This window comes from Kitasatospora sp. NPDC036755, from assembly GCF_040636595.1.
GTDB lineage: Bacteria > Actinomycetota > Actinomycetes > Streptomycetales > Streptomycetaceae > Kitasatospora.
The window spans coordinates 22,356-37,620 of sequence record NZ_JBEZUT010000041.1 but is presented as its reverse complement, the minus strand read 5'-3'; the positions used below and the strand labels follow the sequence as shown (position 1 = coordinate 37,620).

At 66.7% G+C, this 15,265-nt stretch carries 10 protein-coding genes; 6 read left to right on the top strand and 4 right to left on the bottom strand.

Annotation, left to right across the window (positions count from 1 at the left end; genetic code table 11):
• Both AB0E96_RS09330 and AB0E96_RS09325 read right to left on the bottom strand, forming a co-directional pair.
• Nucleotides 1-178: hypothetical protein (locus AB0E96_RS09330; RefSeq protein WP_359820525.1), on the bottom strand; the 178-nt coding region annotated here is incomplete at its 3' end.
• A 73-nt stretch (nt 179-251) separates the two neighbouring features.
• On the bottom strand, nt 252-1,268 hold the full coding sequence (locus tag AB0E96_RS09325) for a hypothetical protein (protein ID WP_359820519.1): 1,017 nt from the start codon (nt 1,266-1,268) through the stop codon (nt 252-254).
• A gap of 340 nt (nt 1,269-1,608) precedes the next feature.
• On the opposite strand from AB0E96_RS09325, the gene argS reads away from it, so the two are divergent.
• Nucleotides 1,609-3,369, top strand: a complete 1,761-nt coding sequence (gene argS, locus AB0E96_RS09320) for an arginine--tRNA ligase (RefSeq protein ID WP_359820517.1) — start codon at nt 1,609-1,611, stop codon at nt 3,367-3,369.
• 183 nt (nt 3,370-3,552) lie between these two features.
• Here argS and AB0E96_RS09315 read toward each other — a convergent pair whose 3' ends face one another.
• Nucleotides 3,553-5,871 (bottom strand): DUF262 domain-containing protein, encoded by a 2,319-nt coding sequence (locus AB0E96_RS09315; RefSeq protein ID WP_359820514.1) that lies wholly within the window; start codon nt 5,869-5,871, stop codon nt 3,553-3,555.
• Nucleotides 5,872-6,421: 550 nt separating this feature from the next.
• Between AB0E96_RS09315 and AB0E96_RS09310 the strand changes: the two genes are divergently transcribed.
• The 5 genes from AB0E96_RS09310 to AB0E96_RS09290 all read left to right on the top strand — a co-directional run bounded on the left by AB0E96_RS09310 (nt 6,422) and on the right by AB0E96_RS09290 (nt 13,916).
• A complete protein-coding gene (locus tag AB0E96_RS09310) occupies nt 6,422-7,600 on the top strand; it encodes a cysteine desulfurase family protein (protein WP_359820512.1) in 1,179 nt (392 codons plus the stop codon).
• 57 nt (nt 7,601-7,657) lie between these two features.
• Nucleotides 7,658-8,764 carry a DUF4007 family protein gene (locus AB0E96_RS09305; protein ID WP_359820509.1) on the top strand — a complete coding sequence of 369 codons (1,107 nt, stop codon included), beginning with the start codon at nt 7,658-7,660 and terminating at the stop codon, nt 8,762-8,764.
• A 2-nt stretch (nt 8,765-8,766) separates the two neighbouring features.
• Nucleotides 8,767-12,378, top strand: coding sequence for an ATP-binding protein (locus AB0E96_RS09300; RefSeq protein ID WP_359820506.1), 3,612 nt, complete (start codon nt 8,767-8,769; stop codon nt 12,376-12,378).
• A complete protein-coding gene (locus AB0E96_RS09295; protein WP_359820504.1) occupies nt 12,375-13,208 on the top strand; it encodes a phosphoadenosine phosphosulfate reductase family protein in 834 nt (277 codons plus the stop codon). The genes AB0E96_RS09300 and AB0E96_RS09295 overlap by 4 nt, the downstream gene beginning before the upstream one ends.
• Before the next feature lie 189 nt (nt 13,209-13,397).
• A complete protein-coding gene (locus tag AB0E96_RS09290; RefSeq protein WP_359820501.1) occupies nt 13,398-13,916 on the top strand; it encodes a hypothetical protein in 519 nt (172 codons plus the stop codon).
• Nucleotides 13,917-13,952: 36 nt separating this feature from the next.
• Here AB0E96_RS09290 and AB0E96_RS09285 read toward each other — a convergent pair whose 3' ends face one another.
• Nucleotides 13,953-14,861, bottom strand: a complete 909-nt coding sequence (locus tag AB0E96_RS09285) for a phosphoadenosine phosphosulfate reductase (protein WP_359820499.1) — start codon at nt 14,859-14,861, stop codon at nt 13,953-13,955.
• Nucleotides 14,862-15,265: the final 404 nt, after the last annotated feature.

Genomic DNA, 15,265 nt, shown 5'->3' with positions numbered 1-15,265 from the left:
CGGCCGGCCGGGCGGCGGAGCCCTCGGCAGCGAGACCTAGGCAGGTGAGTGCTTCGATCACGAGGTCCTCAAGCGCCCGATGCCCGGTGGGGTGGTCGGGTGAGCTCAGTTCGAAGTCGACGTCGCTGCCACGTCCGAGGACTCCCTGCGCGCACGAGCCGCGCAAGATGAGCTCCAACCCCTCCAGTCCCAGGACGGCTTGAACAGTCCGGGCAATGCGGGCGGTGGCTTCCTCGGCGGCCTCGGCACGCTCACATGCCGCATCTCACCCGCCGACGCCCAGCAGCGGCCAACGGGCGCTCGGCCGTGGAGAACAGGGCGAGAACCCATGACCGGCGGAACCGCTCCAGACCATGGCCGCAGTTGGTGAGGGCATCCAGCCGGTGAAGGAGATCCGCATAGGCGTCCTCACCCTGGTCTGCTCGCAGCCGTGAGGTCAGCACCGTGTGGAAGACACCGAGACCGGGCGGCAGAACGTCCTCGGCGAGATGACCCAGTCGGGCGGCACTCGCGGAATTCGGCCCCGAGGCGGGCAGTTCACTCGCGAGCGTCAACTCGATGCCCCGGCGACGCACCTCCCGCACGGTCAGCCCGGCCGGCAGCCAGGCGGCGAGTATGGACTCGAACCCATCCAGCGGCGGCTCCTCGCCGCTCCCCGCCGTAAGGCGCCTTCTGAGTCCCAGATCGCGTCCGAGCAGGTCGGACCACGCGATGTCCCACTTCATCACGGTCAGCGCACCGGGGGCGGCGGTGCCCGCCGGGACGAGCAGAGCGTCCTCCCAGTCGATCAGGACCGTCCGGCCGCTCTTCCGGAACATGCTACGCGGAATGCACCCGGACGCCTCCATACCGCGTCCCAGCACCGCCAGGAGGAGATGCTCGATCTCCTCCGTTGACAAGCCGGCCAGGCCGTCCGTTGAGGCGGAGAGCGGGATCCCGAGGTAGGGCGACACCAGAGCCGCCTTACGGTCGTCCAGCGGCACCAGGTCGGGCACGCACACCTCGATGCGCCCGAACTCGCTCACCGCGAGCGCACCCAGGCGACGCGCCGCCTCCGCAGCGAGGGCGCGCTCCGCGTGCGCCGCCGCCCACGACCGACGCTTGGCCACAAGGTCTCGGCCGTCATGGCGCAGCTGCCGCACGGCACCGGTGATGTCACCGAGTTCCGGATCGTCGAGCTCATGCCCTGCGTCGTCGCCGGCGAACACCGCCCGGATCGCCGCAGCGATGCCCAGCGAACCATCCGCATCCCCAGGCAGCCTGCTCACCCCACTCTCTCCCGAGTGCCGTACGGCAGGCTTGCCACCGTAGCCGTTCCATCACGCTGTGTTCGATCGAATTTGCGGATTCGACTCAAGGGGATGCGGAGTGCCTGCTTCCTCGCGAGGTGGAGGAACTCGTGGGGATGGCTGATGATCACTCAGGATGATCTACACCCAAGGTCCTTGAGCGGACCGGGTTCGCTCTGCGGCGCCCTTAATCAGGCCGCCGGCTGTGTGGGGCATGGGATACTCGGCAGACGGCGCCGACCGCTCGACGGGGTGGTGCTGTGCGACTCCCGTGGCCCGTCCGCGGATCCGCCCTCTCACAGAAGTGCTCCTTCGATCTATGCCTACGGTCCTCTCTGTCGCCGACGCGCTGCGCGAGCGCTTCGCACAGGCGATCTCCACTGCGTTCCCCGACGCCGCGGACAGCGACCCCCAGCTGCGACGAAGCGACCGCGCCGACTTCCAGGCCAACGGCATCATGAGCCTGGCCAAGCCACTGCGGGCCAACCCCCGCGAGGTGGCCGCGCGCGTGCTCGAGAACCTCGGCCCTGACCAGGTGATCGCGAACCTGGAGGTCTCCGGGCCTGGCTTCATCAACGTCACCGTCACCGACGCCACCATCCTCGAGCGCCTGGCCGCCCGTGCGGCCGACGCCCGACTCGGTGTCGGCAGCAACGCCGAGGCCGGCGTCACGGTGATCGACTACAGCCAGCCGAACATCGCCAAGGAGATGCACGTCGGCCACCTGCGCTCCACGATCATCGGGGACGCGCTCGTGCGCTCCCTCGAGTTCACCGGCGAGAAGGTCATCCGGCGCAACCACCTCGGGGACTGGGGCACCCAGTTCGGCATGCTCATCCAGTACCTCATCGAGCACCCCGCCGAGCTCGACGAAGGCACCGAGTCGGACGACTCCGGTCCGTCGATGTCCTGGCTCAACCGCCTCTACAAGGCGTCGCGCGCCAACTTCGACAGCGACGCCGACTTCGCCGACCGGGCCCGCCGGCGCGTCGTCGAGCTGCAGGCCGGCCACGCCGAGACCGTCGCATCCTGGCAGGGCATGGTCGACGAGTCGAAGGTCTACTTCGAAGCCGTCTACGCCCGCCTAGGCGTCCTCCTCGAGGACGCCGACACCGTCGGCGAGAGCTACTACAACCCGATGCTCGCCGACGTGTGCGCCGACCTCGAAGCCTCCGGCGTCGCCGTCCGCTCAGACGGAGCCCTGTGCGTCTTCTTCGACGACATCAAGGGCCCCAACGGCGAACCGACCCCGCTCATCGTCCAGAAGAGCGACGGCGGCTACGGCTACGCCACCACCGACCTCGCCGCCATCCGCGACCGCGTCGGCATGCTCGGCGCCAACCAGCTCCTCTACATCGTCGACAGCCGCCAGGCCCTGCACTTCCAGATGGTCTTCGAGACCGCCCGCCGCGCCGGCTGGCTCCCCGACAACGTCCGCGCCCTCCACCTCGGCTTCGGCACCGTCCTCGGCAAGGACGGCAAGCCCTTCAAGACCCGCTCCGGCGAGACCGTCCGCCTCATGGACCTCCTCGACGAAGCCGTCGACCGGGCCCGGACCGTCGTCGCCGAGAAGAGCCCCCAGCTCGCCACCGAGGAACTCGAAGACCGTGCCAAGCAGGTCGGCATCGGCGCGGTCAAGTACGCCGACCTCTCGACCTCCCGCACCCGCGACTACATCTTCGACGCCGACCGCATGGTCTCCCTCAATGGCGACACCGGCACCTACCTCCAGTACGCCTACGCCCGCATCCAGTCCATCCTGCGCAAGGCCCCCGACGGCGTCACCCCGACCGCCCACCAGGACCTGGCCCTGGAGCCGGCCGAACGCGCTCTCGGCCTCCTCCTCGACGAGTTCGGCACCACCATCGACCTGGTCGCCGAGACCTTCGAACCCCACCGCCTCTGCGCCTACCTGCACAGCCTCGCGGCGGCGTACACCACGTTCTACGAGCACTGCCCCGTCCTCAAGGCCCCCAGCCGCGAGGTCATGGAGACCCGACTGCTGCTGTGTCAGCTCACCGGCCAGACCCTCCGCCAGGGCATGGACCTCCTCGGCATCGGAACCCCCGAGCGCCTGTAGAACAGACGCCCCTGCGGGTCGGACAGGTACCCACCTGTCCGACCCGCAGGGGCGCTCGCGCCCACGGTCCGGCTACCCCTCTGCCCTTGGGAATCGGGAAGTCCCGGAATCCCAAGGGCAGGTGACTGTGGTGGCTATCGACCCCGGTTGAGAGTTATCGGCAGCCCAAGCAGCATCCCCGACTCAGAGCCCGATCCAGGGGGCGAGCGAGTCCCAGGCCATGCCGCACAGCCGCTGGGAGCGCTCGCGCACGAACTCCACGGTCCAGTCCTCCTCGCGCTCCGCGAGGGCTGCGACCAGCGGCAGATAGCGCGCTCGGCGGATGATGGCCTCCGCTCCTTCGCCGATCTCGATACCCTCGTGGGCCGCCTGCGCGAGCGTCCTTTCCGCCTCCTCGACAGTCGTCGCGGAGAGCGCCCGGAACATCAGCCGCTTGATCGGCCACGAGCGCTGATGGGCGGAGGAGTTCTCGACCCTGGGAAGCAGCGTCAGGTTCCCGAGCACGTGGACGGTGGTCGACTCGTCATAGAGCCTTCCCTCCCACCCGCTCGCGCCGGACCCCTTCGGGGCCACATGCTCGATCGTGGAGAACGCCTCGTCATGCCAGCGCTCCAGGTTGAGGGTGCTCAGGACTCCCTGCCTGCCGATCGTGACCAGGCCGGGCCGCTCCCTGTCGGGAGTCGAGTCGTTGGAGGCCGCGAGGAGCAGGAGCTTGGTGAGCTGCCGCGAGCTCGAGTAGACAGGTGTCTCGGCCGCGCGTGCCACCCATCGGTCCTTCTCGCCGAGCCCCTCCTCCTGGAGCTGTTGGCGGAAGTAGGCCAACATCTCCTCGATAGGGGGAACCTCGGTGAGCTGCCGGCCGAACCGCATGAACCGCGGCGCACCTTCGGCGGATGCCGGGAGACCCATGAGCTTGCGGTACTTGTTGTCGATTCCATTGGTGCTGCCGAAAGCACCTCGCCAGAGGCCGTAGAAGGCGCCGCAGGCTCGGACGGCGGTTAGGAACTGACGGGCCCGCTCGTCGATGTTGTCCTGCGCCAGCCGGTGCGAGGCGTAGTACCGGGTGAGCGGCGCGACCACGATCTCGTGCTTGGCCTCGCTAAGCACCTGGGCACACAATGCAGCCTGCTTTTGCAGCGCGTCATCCGTGCAGTCCGGCAACTTGTCCGGCTGAGCCCACGGACCGGAGACGAACTTGGTGACCTGGGCCAGAGCCTGCAGGAAGACCCGCCGCTCGGACTGGCCGGCCTCCTTGTCGAACGAGGTGCGCAGGTAGTGACGCTGCTCGCTGAGGCGCTTGCTGAGCCGGGTTCCGTCATTGAGCAGAGCGAACGGGATGAGGATGTTGTCCGTTGCGGTCTGCCGCTTGTCAGCGGATGACGCACCCTGTGCATCGAGGTACTTCTCGATGGTGTCGAAGTGGTTGTACGACTCCGAGTCGTGCCACTCCTTGAGCGGCTCGTTCTTAATGGCCTTGGGCTTGAACGTCTCGATCGCGGTGAGCGGCTGCCCAGTGGTGTTCAGCGCTTCGAACATGTCGAAGCCGTAGTCCTCGTGCTTGGACGTCACGACCGCCACGGTCACGCGGTTGAGCAGGTAGTTGGCGAAGACGATCAGCCGCAGAAGCGCCCCCAGGCGGTCGTCTTCCCGTGCGGCGTCGATCACGTAGTCGGGGAACGGGCTGTTGAACAGGCCCTCCTGGAGGACCTTGGAGTCCACCATGGCCTGAGCGGAGGGGATCTCGGCCTCGTCCTCCCGAGCCTGCCGCGACAGCGAGACGGCTTGGCGCAGCGTGCGACGGATGAGGACGCGCGTGAGCTCGAGATGCCTGTGAGCCTGGGCGTTGGCGTCTTCGGCTTCGCCCTCGACGAAGGGAACGTGCTTGTAGTCCTGGGAGATCGGCTCGTTGCGGCGGAACTGCCCGTACTGGTGCAGGTAGTACCCGATCGGGGATTCGTACCGCGCTTCGCCCTTATTGCGGGACCACACGTCGTGGAACGAGCGGATCATGCGAGGGTAGAAACGGAAGCTGCCCTCGCCGTAGCGCATATCCTCCTCGAAGGTGTCGGTGAGACGGACCGTCACATCGACTGCCTGGTTGAAACACCAGTCTCGGGCCTCACCTCCGTTCTTGGGGAGCCGATTCGCTCGAAGGCTGATTTCTTCGTGTAGGACAGTGGTCAGCAGGAGAAGGGTGGTCATCCGCTGCTGGCCGTCGATGATGCTCATGACCTTCGCGGGCACCATCGGTCGGTGGATCGGGTCCACGGTGCTGTACTGAAGGTCGCGCAGCGCGATTACCGAGCCGATGAAGCAGATCGATTCCGGGAACTTGGTGATCTGCTCCACGCCGTGGGCGACGTCGGCGATGAGGCGCTTGACCTTGTTGGACTCCCAGCTGTATGCGCGCTGGTACGGCGGGATATAGAGTCCCTGCCCGGTTTCGCTGAGGTACTGCGCCACGGTGTAGGGGGCGGCGTCAAAGATTTCTCGGGTTTCCAAATGAAGCTCCCGTGCATTTCGCGGTTCCGTTTGCCAGCCAGGCTCTCTTCGCGCGTTATCGCGGCTTTTCGGTTCCTCGGCTCACGCGGGCAGCCTGCGGCCCGGCGTCGCTGGAACACTTCACAGCTGCTGCGGTTCCTGCCGGCCCCCTCGCCACGTGTCCCCGGATGGGGGCACCTCTGCTTCCAGCCGTCCCCCTCGGTGTGCCCAACCCTGACCGTCGCGGCCTGCCGCTAATGGGTAGTCCACGACCAGTGATCACCCTAGACCGAGCGACTGACACGCATGAGTTCCTCTCGGAAAATCGCATACAAAAAACCGGGCATATCTGACATATGCCACGAAATTTCGATGACTCGATTGCGGAACGCCGGTACGACGCCCGGCAGGCGAGTAGCGCACCGTGTCCGGCCGGGCGGTTTGGGTGAGCGCGCGTCGGCAGTCACTCCGGTTGGATAGGATCTCAGTGCACTCCTGGTGGAACGGATCATCCCGCCGAGGGGAGCCGCCAGGAGTGAGAGTCGGAAACGCGCCGAAACGAGGGGGCAACATGGTCGAGGGCCGTGCCGCAGAAGCAAAGATCGTGTACCTCGACTACAACGCCACAGCCCCGCTGCGCCCGGAGGCCCTCGAGGTAACGCTGGCCGCGCTCAAGAGCGTCGGCAACGCCTCAAGCATGCACCACTTCGGCAGAGGCGCCGCCGCCAGGGTCGACGGCGCGCGCCGCCAACTTGCCGATCTGCTCAGCTGCTCCCCTGGAGAGATCATCTTCACCTCGGGGGCAACCGAGGCGAACAACCTTGCCCTGCGGGCCGCGCTGGCCCGCGGCGGTGCACTGGTGACCACTGCGGTTGAACACCCTGCCGTGCTTGAAGCGGGGCGTGCGGTCACTGGAGGGGAGCTCGGTGATCTTGTCGTACTCTCCGTGGACGGCGATGGCGTCCTCGACCTGGAGGCGCTCCACGAGGCCCTCGACAGGCGGAATGTTGCCCTGGTGTCGGTCATGCTCGCAAACAACGAGACCGGAGTCCTGACCGACCTGGGCCCCATCGCCAAGGCCGCCCACGAAGTCGGCGCCCTGGTCCACACCGATGCGACGCAGTATGTCGGGCGGCTGCCCCTGGACCTTGCGGAGCTGGACGTCGATCTGCTGTCGCTCTCTGCTCACAAGTTCGGCGGCCCGCAAGGAGCGGGGGCGCTGTTCGTCCGCCGCGGCACCAACCTTCCGCACCGCCCCCTCCTGATCGGAGGCGGCCATGAACGCGGATGGCGAGCCGGAACCCTCAACGTGGCCGGCATCGCCGCGCTCGGCGCCGCAGCAGAGGCTGCCCGACGCAACCTGCCCTCGGAAGCCGCCCGAGTGTCCGAGCTGCGCGACAGGCTGGAAGCCGGTCTGACCGCCCGTGTGTCGGGCTGCCAGATCAATGCAGCGAGGGCGTCTCGCCTTCCTGGTGTGACTAGTGTCACCTTTCCGGGAGTGCCGGCCGACGCGGTGCTCGCCGCCATGCCACACGTAGCGGCATCGGACGGCAGCGCCTGCTCATCGGGAGCGCCGGGCCCGAGCCATGTCCTGCTGGCAATGGGCCGCAGCCGTGAGGACGCGGACTCCACTGTGCGCTTCTCCCTGGGATACGCCACCACCGCGGAGGACGTCGACCGAGCAATCGACGCGACTGCTGCCGCAGTCGAGCAAACCCGATTGCTGATGGCCGCTACCGCCAAACAGTGACCGACGTTATCCCTTAGCCCTTCTTTCCTGCGATTGACCACCGAGAGGCATCCCCGAATGTCAGACAGCCGGCTCGCTGAGGCCGTCGAGCTCAATTTCAACCGCCACGAGACCTTCGCGCCGCGGTTCGGTTGGATGCACAAGGCTTACACGCAGGTCAAGGACCACCCCGACATTTTCTACCGCGAGGACGCCCCCGTCCTGCTCGGCGTCGGCCGGAACATGGTCAACGCGATGCGCTACTGGTCGAAGGCGTTCAAGCTGACCCAGGAACACGCGCATACCGACCCGTCCAAGAAGGCACGCCAGTCCGCACCGACATGGCGCGCACGCTGGTTGCTCGACGAGCACGGCGCGGACCCGTATCTCGAGGACACCGGCAGCCTCTGGCTGCTGCACTGGTGGCTGCTCTCCGCCGAACCGGACTCCAAGTGCCAAGCACCCAGCTGGTACGTGATGTTCAACCTGGCGCCCCGCTCCCGAGTCACGACCGCAGAGATGACGAGCGTCATCACGCGCTTCGTGCATGAGAACTTCGATGAAGAGAAGTGGCGGGCTGCGGAGTCGGTCAATCGTGACGTGGACTGCCTGGTCAAGATGTACGCCCTGGACCAGGAGTTCAACCCGCTGTCTCCGGGAAGCTTCGAGGACCTGCTCATGTCCCCGTTCAGGGAGCTCGGACTGCTGGAGGGGCAGGGCAAGGGCAAGCAGCGGACCTGGCGCTTCACCAGCGGATCACGGTCGAACCTGCCCGCGCCGGTGCTCGCCTACGCCTGCCTGGACTACGCCTCTCGGCTCGCCCCGAATGCTGGCTCGATCACGCTGGCACGGCTGGCCGCAGAAGAAGGGTCACCGGGCCGCGTATTCCGCATGCGGGAGCCTGAGTTGACCAAGGCCATCGAGTCTGTGATCAATGACCACCCTGACCTCCAGCTGGTCGAGGCCCTCGGTCAGAGGAGCCTCGCCTACCGCAAGCCGCCACAGGCACTCGCGTGGGACATCTTGGATGAGTACTACGGCCGCGTCCGGGAACGGGACGGATTCCCCAGCCCGGACCAATGGACCGAGATGTACCCCGGGCTTGCCAAAACCGCGGTGAGCAGTCCGCGTAAGAAGACTTCACAGCAGGCCGAGGAGCTGGTGTTCGGCGAGGAGAACTCCTGATCATGACGACGAAGACCAAGCAGCGCTCCCGCCAGAGCACGGACAGCTTCCAGCTCCCGAAGGGCATCGCCCTGGTCGGATCGGAGCTGCGGTCCACCAACCTCGAACGTGACGTCCGCGAGCGCCACCTGAACTCGCCCTACGTCGGCGCGCGCGCCCTCGATGTCCTTGAGCGTGTCACCAACGCAGTCGGCGAGCTCGGACGCACCCGCGCGTGGTCTTTCACCGGCCCCTACGGCTCCGGTAAGTCCACGCTCTCCAACCTCTTCGACGCCTTCCTCGGACACGACAAGGCTCGCCGTGCCGAGGCAGAAGCGGCCGTTGCGGCAACCAGCCCCGGGTACGCCGCCCGGCTGTCCCGCGTCCGGGACGAGATGACCGCGGACGGCTTCCTCGGTGCTGTTGCTACGGCCCGTCGTGAACCGCTTGCCGCATCGATTCACCGAGCCCTGCAGACCGCAGTCGAGCGCAGGTGGAAGAAGCGGCCCCCGAAGGCCGTTGCCCAGGCCCTTGCCGCGTGCGCCGAACGGGAGGTCCCGACGGCGCAGAGCCTGTTGGATGCCGTCACCGTGCTGTGTGACGCGGCCCCTGTCCTGCTGATCCTCGACGAGTTCGGCAAGACACTCGAGTACCTCGCCGCGGCCGGCGACACCGGAGACGCCGACAGCGACGTCTTCCTGCTCCAGATGCTGGCAGAGAAGGGAGCAGGCCGCTCTGGCCTGCCGCTGTTCATCTTCACGCTCCAGCACCTGGCGTTCACCGACTACGCAGCGCGATCCAGCTCCGTCCAGACCCAGGAATGGGCGAAGATCCAGGGCCGGTTCGAGGACATCACCTTCGCGCCGAACCTCGGCGACGCCGTCCACCTCATGCGCCGACGCCTCGACCTGTCCGCCGTGGCCGAGTCGGGCCGCGCACTTATCGAGGCCCAGGCAGAAGCTGCCGCGAAGGCGTGGAGGGAGGGGCACGCACTCAATTCCGTCGTCGACATCTCGGCCGAGATGTTCGCCGGCCTCTACCCCCTGCACCCGCTGACCGCTGTCGCGGCCCCGTTGCTCGCCTCCCAGATCGGCCAGCATGACCGCAGCCTCACCGGCTTCCTCGCCAGTGACGAGCCCCACACGGTCCGGCGGACAATGGAGACGCTGTCCTCGGACACGCCCGAGCGCGCCTCGACGGTTCGCCTCCCGCAGCTGTACGACTACTTCTTCGCATCGGGCCGCACCACCATCCTGGCCTCGGCCAACGCCAGCCGCTGGCTCGAGGTCGACATGCGGCTCAACGAGGCCCACGGCCTGCCCAACGAGGACCAGGAAGTCCTCAAGGTCATCGGCATCCTGAACCTCATCGACGCAGACGGTCTCCTGCGCGCAACGCCCGGCATGATCCAGTTCGCGCTCAACGACCCACTCGACGCCAACGACCCGGACCGCTTCGCAGCCCTGCAGAAGAAGCTGGACAAGCTCGTCCAAGACGGCTTCGTGGTTCACCGCGCCTACAGCAACGAGTACCGCGTCTGGCAGGGCACCGACGTCGACATCGAAGCCCGGGTCCGCGAAGTCGCCACCCGGATCAAGCCGGCGGATGTCGTCGACTACGTCAGCAAGCACCTCGGCACTGTCCTTCCCGCCGCTGTGGTGGCCGGCAAGCACAGCCAGCAGACCGGAATGCTGCGCTACTTCGTCACAGCGGTCAGCCACGAAGGCGAGAAGATCGACGGCCCTGAGGTGGTCAAGGACGCCGCAGATGGCCTCATCGTCTACCACCTCGGCACCCTCGACACCCGGCCTGCCGTCAACTCGCCCCTTCCTGTACTGATCGGCGTCACCGAGAACCCCGAACGGGTCCTTCAAGCCGGAATCGACCTCGTCGCGCTCGAGGAACTCCTCGACGACGACACCATCGACCACGTCGCATCCCGGGAGATCGCCGAACGCGCAGCAGAGATCTCCCAGCTCATCGGAGCGCAGCTCGACGAGGCGTTCAACCCCCTTAGCCCGCAAGCCACCTGGCACCTCTGGAACACCGCTGCCGACGTCGGCAAAGCGCCCGACGCAGCTCTCGAAGCGCGCAGCTACGCCAGCCTCGCCTCCCAGGCATGCGAACTCGTCTACCCGCACACCCCACGCATCCGCAACGAGATGGCCGGCCGTCACCAGCTCACCAGCAACGGCTCGCGAGCCCGTCGCGAGGTGCTCACCGCCATGATCCAGCGATCGGGCGTGCACCTCCTGGGCTTCGACCCTGACAACTACTCCGCAGAACGTGCGATGTACCACGGAGTTGTCGAGTACCTAGGCCTCCACCGCGTCGCGGGGGAGAGCGGTAACGCTGTCGACGCCGACACCATCCTCACCCACGGAATCTCCAGGCCCAGCAAGGAGACCAACGCCGAAGCCAACGTCACCGAAGTCTGGGACACCCTCGAGGCAGCGCTGACCAAGGCCACCCGGCCGACCCCTCTGGGCGATATCTACGAGAAGCTCATGGCACCGCCCTTCGGTGTCAAGGCCGGCGTCGTCCCGGTTCTCGTGGTCACCGCGCTGATCCTTCGCAGCGACGACATCGCACTGTTCGAGGACGGCAACTACTGCCAGCGGCTGACCCCGGAGATCATCGAGCGGCTCAACGTCAACCCGGACCGCTTCATGGTCAAGGCCGCACCCGTCGGCCGCGGCCAGCGCCGCCTCGTGGTCGAAGGACTCGCTAAGGCCCTCAACATCACCGCGCCGCGATCGCGCTCGGCCCGCAACCCCATGCTCCTGGCCGTCACCCGGACGATCCTCGGCCGCTACATGGCCCTTGACGACTTCGCCAAGGCTACCAAGCGTCTGAGCGCGCCGGCGCTGAAGCTCCGGGACGTCCTGAAGGAAGCCACCGACCCCGACGAGCTGATCTTCACCGCCCTGCCCCTCACTCAGGGATCCGAGCCCGTCCTGGCCGAGACCGCCAAGGACGAACAGGCAGCCAAGACGTACGTCGCGAGCCTCGTCGCCGCCCTCGACGAGCTTTCCGGCGCGAGCGCCGCCCTGCGCCAGCAGCTCGTCGCGGCCCTCGCAAAGGAATTCCGTCTTCCTGCCGAGATCGGCGAACTCCGCGCCGGTCTCGCCGAACGCCTTCGCGGGTTCGCCAACGCGCCCCTCGAACTCAGCCTGCAGGGCTTCGTCTCGCGCGTTCTCGACGAGAACCTGCCGGACGAGGACTGGCTCGAGCCGATCACCATCCGTCTCCTCAACAAGGCCCTCGTCAACTTCACCGACCGCGACACGGATGCCTTCCCGGCCAAGGTGAACGAGGTCGCCCGCGCCCTCGACCGAGTCAGCCACCTCTACGAGACAAACGACGAGCCGGAGGCCGTCCGGAAGCCGGCCTCGCGGAGGCAGATCGACACCCGCCTTCTCACGCTCACCACCCCCCAGGGCACCGAGGAACGCACCCTCATCCACGTGCCGAAGCAGTCACGCAAGGCAGCCGACAAGCTCGTTGTCAGTGTCATCAGGCAGGCTGAAGAGGCGCTCGGCCCGGACGGCGCCCGCATTCTGCTCGCCGCCCTCGCCGAACGCCTGGCCGCCGCCAGCACCGACGCGGCCCCCGAGACGAAGGAGAAGCTGTGAGCGACACCAGCTCCGGCACCAAGAAGCGCCACGTACTCGGCCTGTCCGGGGGCAAGGACTCCTCAGCCCTCGCCATCCACATGCGCGACCGGGTACCCGACATGGAGTACTTCTTCTGTGACACCGGCGCCGAGCTGCCCGAGACGTACGAGTACCTCAACCGCCTTGAAGCCGCGGTCGGCAAGCCGATCGTCCGATTGAACGCCAGCCGAGACTTCGACCACTGGCTTGAGGTCTACCAGGGCACCCTGCCCAGCCCCCAGATGCGCTGGTGCACCAAGAACCTGAAGATCAAGCCGCTGGAGGAGTGGGTCGGCGACGACGAGGTGATCTCCTATGTCGCCATCCGGGCAGACGAGAACCGCCTGGGCTACGTCAGCACCAAGCCGAACATCACCGCGGTCTTCCCGTTCCGCGAAGATGGCATCGACCGCGCCGGCGTAGACAGGATCCTCGATGAGGCCGGCATCGGCCTGCCGGCGTACTACGAGTGGCGCACCCGCTCCGGCTGCTACTTCTGCTTCTTCCAGCGCAAGCACGAGTGGGTCGGACTCAAGGACCGCCACCCGGACCTCTTCGAGAAGGCGATAGCTTACGAGGAGAAGGTCAACTACCGGCACACTGCGATGCAGGGCCGGCAGTACACCTGGTCCCAGGGCGAATCCCTGCACGACCTGATCGAGCGCCGCGAGGAGATCGAAGCCAAGCATCAAGCAGCCCTGGAGAGGGCGGCCACCCGCATAAGGCCGAACCGACCGCTGCTCGAGATCCTCGCCGATGCCCACGACGAGGACGACGACGAGGCAGGTTGTTCCGTCTGCCACCTGTGAGAGAACACCTGAGCCCCGTTGCGGCCGACGACAGCCGTCTGTAACGGGGCTCAGGTGCAGCCGACGGCGCTCGCAGCAACTCAGCCGCGCCGCCAAGATCCAGTACGGCACGTCGGAGAGCGATATCGTTTGGGAGCCCGCACGTGAGCCGGGCCTGAGTAGACGATGCTCCCCGGAGAAACACTGGTCATGGCCGCACAGCTGCCCTACCTGGTCGGCCACACCGAGATCGCCGCCCTGTTTGGCATCGAGCGCCAGACGTCTCAAAAGTGGCGGACCGACGGCATCCTCGGCGAGCCCGACCTCATCGCGTCCGGGAACCCCTACTGGCTGCTCCACACGGTACTTCAGCTCGACGGGCACAGTGGTCGGGAAATCACCGAAAGGCGACTGGCGCAGTACAAAGCAACGATCCCTGGCGGATACAGCTTCACGGACTCGAAGGAGCTTCCGGCGCTCGCAGGGATCAAGGAAGCGGCTCTCGTCCTGAGGGTCGACGAACGAGCCATCGCTCGATGGCGGAACCGGCGGACGATTGCGGACGAGGATCTCAAACTATCGGGGTCACCGCTCTGGCTTCTCGACACGCTCATCGCTGATGCCCAAGCCCGCGGCCGGGCGGTTGATGCAGAAGCACATGCAAGGCTGCTCGCCGGTGAGAGGTTGAGTCAGAAGCCGCGAGGCCGTAAGGCGGCCTTGGGAAGATAGTCAGGCTGGATGCCGCAGCCCGGGTTGGTGATGACGTTACGTCATGCACCAGCCAGAGTCACACAGCCCGTCGTCGTCGACGACGGGAGGTTCCCCCGATATCGCCTCGGCCAGCGGACGGCCGTAGCGGGTTAGGTACACCGGGTCCCGGCCGAGAGCCTTCCGCCGGCGGTTGACCAGTTCCTCGATGTGCACCGACTGGGCGAAGAGATCGGGCTCCAGCGACCGTTGACGGCGCCAATCCCCAACCGTGCGAAAGGGGCAGAAGAAGCACGAGCTCTTCGGAGGGACGGGCAGCCCCGCTTCCTCGATGAGGCGCACACAGTCCGTCCTCCGAAGCCCGAGGTCCAGGAGCGGATACTCGATCAGCTCATACGGTTCGCTGCGCCTGCGATTCGCACGATGGACCTCGTCGACGGAAATTCCGATGCCCACGTGCGCTGGCGCACCGGTCGTGGCGCCGTGTTCGCGAAGCCACCGACCGATCACCTTGATCTTGAAATCGGCCGTGCAGGACCTTCTCCCTGGTGCCCCGTTCGCCATGCGAACGGGGATCGGGATGGAACGAGTGTCGGGTCTGCTGAGGCATTGCACCAGCGTTTCGGACTCCCCATCGCGCCGAAGCCTTCGGAGCTGCCTGAGATCGATCCCGGCGCTGAAGGCGAACGGAACTGCGATGTCTCGCACGTACGTGAGCGTGGCCGGGTGCTCGCTATCGTCGCCGACGTTCGCGAACAGGAACGTCGGGTAGTCGATTTCACGGCGAGCTGCGAGGACGAGTAGCGCAGTGGACTGAACGCCGCCCCCGTAGGACACCGCTCTCAATGGGCCGGCCGTCCGCTCTCCACGCCCGGACATCGCATCTACTGAAGGTTGACCCATGGAGGCTCCCAGGTTGATCAATCGAACCTGAGATGCTCTATGGATGATGATCGAATAGATCAAGTGTTTATCTCGCATGGCTCGATGTCCCGCACCACCGATCCCTTGATCCCTTGGGTGGCGAAGCCGGACATAGCGTGGACCTGCGAGTGCGGCAAGGCGGTTGCTCGGCTGAACCGGCGAAGATGGCGGCGACCCCCGCAGTTGGTATCTGCAGGGTCAAGCGCGGCGGCCAGGGGGAGAACAGGCTCGTCGGCGGAGCATTTGAGGAGATGGCCGTAAAGGTTGATGGTGACGGCGAGCATGGCGTGGCGCAGGGCCTTGCGCTGGGCGGCGATCCAGTGCTTAGCGGGCCGTGCTGGCTTAGAGTGTGGACGACCGTCGGCTCGCCGGACGCCGGTGACCCGGGGACGAGCTGAGCGGCAGGGGCGAGGAGTGCTCTACCCGGCCGTGGACTGCGCCCTCTT

Excerpts from the sequence above, each read along its gene's own strand:
- argS (WP_359820517.1), top strand. The coding sequence starts at position 1,609 with ATGCCTACGGTCCTCTCTGTCGCCGACGCGCTGCGCGAGCGCTTCGCA.
- AB0E96_RS09310 (WP_359820512.1), top strand. The coding sequence starts at position 6,422 with ATGGTCGAGGGCCGTGCCGCAGAAGCAAAGATCGTGTACCTCGACTAC.
- AB0E96_RS09305 (WP_359820509.1), top strand. The coding sequence starts at position 7,658 with ATGTCAGACAGCCGGCTCGCTGAGGCCGTCGAGCTCAATTTCAACCGC.
- AB0E96_RS09300 (WP_359820506.1), top strand. The coding sequence starts at position 8,767 with ATGACGACGAAGACCAAGCAGCGCTCCCGCCAGAGCACGGACAGCTTC.
- AB0E96_RS09290 (WP_359820501.1), top strand. The coding sequence starts at position 13,398 with ATGGCCGCACAGCTGCCCTACCTGGTCGGCCACACCGAGATCGCCGCC.